Below are 1,942 nucleotides of genomic sequence, written 5' to 3' on the forward strand. Positions count from 1 at the left end.
ATATGAAGCGCGTAATGACGATCGTCGGCGTGGGCGGATTGCTGGAGGCGATGCGGGCGTGAGGTCGGCCTTCTGAGCGACCAAATCAGCGCCAAAACTGCGCGATTTTTTACACGGCCTGGGCCCTAAGCTGACGGTCTGCATGACCGCCGAGAAGGTCGGCTCTTCGAGGATAACCGGAAGTCCTCCTGTTCGACCACAATGGGCCGCTTATGACCCAACTGCGACATGTGCGGTTCAAGATCGTTGCGCCGCAAATTGACCTTTGAACCCCATTTCCATGGTCGCAATTTCCTGATGTGATCCTCAACATTGCGAGCAAATTTGCTTTGATCCAGCGCGGGGCGCCCTGTCGATCACCATCATGCCGTGACTAAAATGATAGAACAGGAAGGATATCGCATGCCTTCACGCCGTAGTTTTCTGGCCGGCACCGTCGCGACCGGCGTCGCGCTGTCAATGCAGCACGCCGCGACAACGGTCGCGCAGCAAAAACGAGTGATCGTTGATTCGCAGGTTCACCTGTGGCCGGCGAGCACCCCGGAAAGACCCTGGCTCCCCGGTGCCAGACCGCAGCTTCCGGAGCCCTTCACCATCGAGCGAATAATTCCACTGATGGACGAGGCCGGCGTCGATCGCGTCGTCATCGTTCCGCCGGCGTCGCTCGAAGGCGAGCGCATCGACTATGCCCAGGAGGCGGTCAAACGATACCCCGGCCGCTTCGCCATCATGGCGCGTGTCGCCCTCGACAAGCCCGACCGCGCGGCACGGCTTGCGACCTGGCGCGACCAGCCCGGCGTGCTGGGCGTGAGGTTGAACTTCGGCCCCGGCGAAGCGGCATGGCTGACAGACGGCACCGCGGACTGGTTCTGGCCGGCGGCGGAGAAGGCCCGCCTGCCTGTGATGTTTCTCACCTCGGGCCAGACATCGCTGTTCGCCCGCATCGCCGAGCGGCACCCGCAACTTACGCTCGTCATCGACCATATGGGCGTCGGCGCGGGTCTTCGCCCTCATGCCGATTCATCGGGATCCGTAAGAAACAACGTGGTGCCGGAAGCCATCGTCCAGGCGGCCGCGCTCGCAAAATATGCGAATGTGTCGGTCAAGTTGTCGTCGGTACCGCTGATTTCGACTGAACCCTATCCATTCCGTGACGCGATCCCGCATATCCACCGCCTATTCGACGCCTATGGCCCGGAGCGCTGCCACTGGGGAACCGACATAACCAATTCATTCGCCAGAGCCACCTACCGGCAGCGCGTGACTGAATTCACAGAGGAGCTTCCGTTCCTCACCGAAAGCGACAAGGACTGGATCATGGGCCGCGCGATCCTGGCGCGGCTTCGCTGGACGTGAACCAAGCGTGCTGCAATGCATGAGTCCGCTTCTGGGGCCCTTGGCGAACGTCGCGGCGGTCAGCCGTCTTTGGCGGCTTTTGGACCCCAAAGGCGACATTTACGACCTCGGTCGTTCACATAGATGAACGCTGAGCTTTGATCCAGGTCAAGGGTACGATGCTCCGGTGCGCGAGGCTTCGGACGACCCGCGGTTAACGCGATGTGCCGGTGTCCGCGGCTTTCTCTATCGAAAAAGGAGTCCGCCAATGTTGCGTCGAACTCTCATCGCTTCGGCAGCCGCAGCTATGCTGTTGGTCACCTTCACTCCCGACGACGCGTTTGCCCGCGGCGGCCGCGGCGGCGGCGGCATGCGCGCTGGAGGTTTTCACGGCGGCGCTGTGCGAGCGGGCGGCTACCGCGGCGGCGCGGTCGCGGCTCGGGGATACCGGGGCGGTGCTGTCGCTGTGCGCGGCGGGCGCTACGGCTATCGGGGCGCGTACGCTGCAGGGGGGTATCGCGGCTACGGCTACCGCTACGGGGCCGGAGCGGCGGCAGTGGGCGCGGCTGCAGTCGGCGCGGCTGCGGCGGGGGCCTACTACCGCGGT

At 63.6% G+C, this 1,942-nt stretch carries 2 protein-coding genes; both read left to right on the forward strand.

The genetic code is table 11. From position 1 onward, the window contains the following. Positions 1-459: 459 nt before the first annotated feature. Positions 460-1,356, forward strand: coding sequence for an amidohydrolase family protein (locus FNJ47_RS45800; RefSeq protein ID WP_236000572.1), 897 nt, complete (start codon positions 460-462; stop codon positions 1,354-1,356). A gap of 286 nt (positions 1,357-1,642) precedes the next feature. Next, positions 1,643-1,942: hypothetical protein (locus tag FNJ47_RS50725; protein WP_206685413.1), on the forward strand; the 300-nt coding region annotated here is incomplete at its 3' end.

The sequence above is a fragment of the Bradyrhizobium uaiense genome (assembly GCF_010811875.1).
GTDB classification, from domain to species: domain Bacteria; phylum Pseudomonadota; class Alphaproteobacteria; order Rhizobiales; family Xanthobacteraceae; genus Bradyrhizobium; species Bradyrhizobium uaiense.